1 protein-coding gene is annotated in these 3,763 nt (G+C 67.1%); it reads right to left on the minus strand.

Going from position 1 to position 3,763, the window contains the following annotated elements:
- Positions 1–3,763 (minus strand): SDR family NAD(P)-dependent oxidoreductase (locus tag ACIRJP_RS42035; protein WP_404186443.1); only part of this gene is annotated, 3,763 nt, incomplete at both ends.

Consider the following 3,763-nt stretch of genomic DNA (forward strand, 5'->3'; position numbering starts at 1 on the left):
TGGCGGATGACGCGTTGTTGGGAGGGGCCGTTGGGGGCGGTCAGGCCGTTGGAGGCGCCGTCCTGGTTGACGGCGGAACCGCGGACCACGGCCAGGACCGGGTGTCCGTTGCGGCGGGCGTCGGAGAGGCGTTCGACCAGGAGGATGCCGACGCCTTCGCCCCAGCCGGTGCCGTCGGCGTCGGCGGAGAAGGCCTTGCAGCGTCCGTCAGCGGCCAGCCCGCGCTGCCGGCTGAATTCGATGAAGGTGGTGGGGGTGGACATGACGGTGACGCCGCCGGCCAGGGCCATGGTGCATTCGCCGTTGCGCAGGGACTGGGCGGCCATGTGCAGGGCCACCAGGGACGACGAGCACGCCGTATCGATCGTCACCGCCGGACCCTCGAGACCGAAGGAATAGGCCACCCGACCCGAAGCCACACTGCCCGCGCTCCCGTTGATCAGATAGCCCTCGACATCCTCTGGGACGCTGATCAGACGGGAACCGTAGTCGTGGTACATGACGCCGGCGAAGACACCGGTGCGGCTGCCGCGCAGGGCGGCGGGATCGATGCCCGCGCGTTCGATCGCTTCCCAGGAGGCTTCGAGCAGGAGGCGCTGCTGGGGGTCCATGGCCAGGGCCTCGCGCGGCGAGATCCCGAAGAAGTCCGCATCGAACTCCGCGGCGTCGTACAAGAAGCTTCCTGCCGCAGTACTGAACGTTCCCGGGCGGCCAGTGTGGGGGTCATAGAGCTCGTCCAGGTGCCAGCCGCGGTTTCGTGGCATGTGTGACACGGTGTCACCGGAACCTGCGATCAACTGCCACAGCGCTTCGGGCGAGTCGCTTCCACCAGGGAAGCGGCAGCTCATGGACACGATGACGACAGGGTCGTTCTCGACGACTCCGCTCGCTGACTGCGCCTGGGCCAAAGCGGCGCCGTCGGCTTCGGCCCCGTACAGCTCGCCGCGCAGGTACCGGGCAAGGGACTCGGAGTTCGGGTGATCGAAGACGAGTGTGGCAGGAAGGCGGAGCCCCGTCTTCGAGTTCAGACGGTTGCGCAGCTCGACACTCGCCAGCGAGTCGAAGCCGAGGTCCTTGAACGCGCGTGTTGCGGGTACCGCCTCAGCGGAGTCGAAGCCGAGTACCGCCGCGGCGCCTTCCCTGATCAGGCCGAGAAGTACGCTCTCCTGCTGCTCGGCAGGGACCTCTGCGAGGGGATGGGCTGCAGCGCGCTCGGCCGGCTCGGTTCCCGATTCTGTCTTGGACACAGTGCCACGGTGGACACGGGGCTTGACCAAGCCGCGGAGCAGAGGAGGAACGGTAGATGTTCCGGCCGCCGTTCCCGCTGTGAGCACAGCGGTGTCGAGGCGCATCGGCAGCAACTCGGCCTGTGCTGGTCCTTCGTTGAGACTCATCGAGCGTGCTGCGGCACACGCGGTGTCAAAGAGTGAGAGCGCCGCCTCGGTGGGCAGCGCGCCGATCCCGAGCCTCGCGAGGCGCCGCAGGGCGGTGGTGCTCATGCCGCCTGTCAGGGAACTGCGTTCCTCCCACAGTCCCCAGGCCAGGGATACGGCCGTCCCGCCGTTCTGTCGACGGTGACGGGCCAGGGAGTCGAGGAAGGCGTTGGCGCCGGCGTAGTTTGCCTGCCCGGCCGAGCCGAGTACGCCCGCTGCGGATGAGAACAAGACGAAGGCGTCGAGGTCCATGTCTCGTGTCAGTTCATGCAGGTGGACGGCTGCGTCGACCTTCGGGCGCATGACTGTTTCAAGTCGCTCCGGGGTGAGGGAATTGATGACTCCGTCGTCCAGCACGCCCGCCGCATGCATAACGGCAGTCAACGGTCGGTCGGTCGGCAGGTGCTCCAAGAGGGCCTGGAGTTCGTCACGGTCGGAGGCGTCACAGGCGATGACCTCTGCGTGAGCGCCCTTGGCTCGAAGCTCTGCGAGGAACTCCTCACTGCCTTGTGCCTGGAGGCCGTGCCTGCTGATGAGCATCAGGTGGCGCACGTTGTGCTGTTCCACCAGATGGCGGGCCACCGTGCGGCCGAGGGTGCCGGTACCACCGGTGATCAGGACTGTGCCGTCCGCGGAGAACGTGCCACGACCACTGTCTTGGGACGAATCCGACGGAGTCGCGGGAGCTGTACGGGCCAGTCGAGGGACCAGTACCGAGCCCTCACGTATCGCGAACTGAGCCTCCCCCTGGAGAGCGGTGTCAAGAAGAGCGCGATACGAGTCGGGCGTGCCATCAACGTCTGCAAGCACGAACCGATCGGGTGTCTCGGTCTGCGCGGAGCGCACCAGACCCCAGGAGAGTGCGCTGCCGTCAGGTGTCGGATCGTCGTAACTGGTGCGGACGGCTCCGTGAGTGACCAGAACGAGTCGGGATTTCTCCAGCCGGGCCTCGGCGAGCCACTCCTGGACGAGCTGCAGCGTGTGACGTGCCTCGGCGTGAGCCGAGGAAATCGAAGGACTGCCACCGGACTCCGCCTCAAGGAATGCGAAGACGAGCGATGGCACCGGGGCCGACCCCTCGTCCAGATGTGATGTCAGCGACGCGAGATCCGCGTGCAAGTCCAGGTGCCCGGACGCGCTGAGGGCCTCGTACCCGGAAAGGTATCCCCTCGACTCGCTGGCCGTTCCGCCTGCCCGCACGGCAGCGATGGGACGGTCCGCGTCGTGAGCCGCGTCCGGTGAGGTAACAGGGGTGGCGACGGGGAGCCAGTCGATGTGGAAGAGGGCGTCCTGATGCGCGGAACGCAACACAGCGAGCGCCGAGAGATCCGCAGGGCGCAACGTGAGGCCCTCCGCTGTGGCCACGGGGAGTCCGCTGGTGGTCGTGATTTCGATCCTCGCCTGGTCATGGCTCAGCCAGCTGAGCCAGACGCGCACGCGGTCGGCCCCGGTGGCGTACACCGTGAAGTCGCGCCACGAGAACGGCAGTAGCGACGGCTCCTCGCCGCGTGCCAGGGCCGAGAGAAGTACAGCCTGCGACGCCGCGTCCAGGAGAGCGGGGTGCAAGGCGAAGTCGTCACCTGCCAACTGCTCCAGGTCGGGCAGAGCGACCTCCGTGAGGAGGTCGTCCTCGAATTCCCAGGCAGCACGCAGTCCTTGGAACGCAGGCCCATAGACATACCCGTGACCGGCGAGTTCCTCGTACACGGAGTCGAGCGGCACTGATGTGGCGCCGGCGGGCGGCCACTCGTCGTTCCGCCCCGCTGCTTGCGGAGCGGGGCTGGCACTGCTGGGCACACGAGAGAGGACACCGGTGGCGTGCAGGGACCAAGTGACGTCGTCGGGCGCGTCCTCTGCGCGTGCGTACACCTTCAATGTGCGGCGTCCGGCATCGTCCTGCGGCGCAACGCGGACCTGGAGCTGGACTCCTCCGTCATCAGGCAGAGAGAGGGGTGCTTGGAGGGTGAGATCCTCGACGGTGTCGAATCCGGCTTCATCACCGGCACGCACTGCTATCTCCAGGAACACTGTGCCTGGAAGCAGTGGAACTCCGTTCACGATGTGATCGGCGAGCCACGGGTGCGTGCTGAACGAAATCCGTCCGGTGAGGAGCAGTTCTTGCTCGCCGCCGTCCGCTTTGCCCTCGGCGAGGACGAGCGAGGAAGCAAGGAACGGATGCTCAAGGGTGTTCTGCCCGGCCGCGGCCATGTCGAAGTCGGCCGAAGGAGGCGTCTCGATCCAGTGGCGGGTGCGTTGGAAGGCGTAGGTGGGGAGGGGGGTGTGGTGTGGGGTGGTGTGGGTGTAGAGGGTGTGCCAGTTGACGGGGAGGC

Source organism: Streptomyces sp. NPDC102437, from assembly GCF_044765565.1.
Lineage (GTDB): Bacteria > Actinomycetota > Actinomycetes > Streptomycetales > Streptomycetaceae > Streptomyces.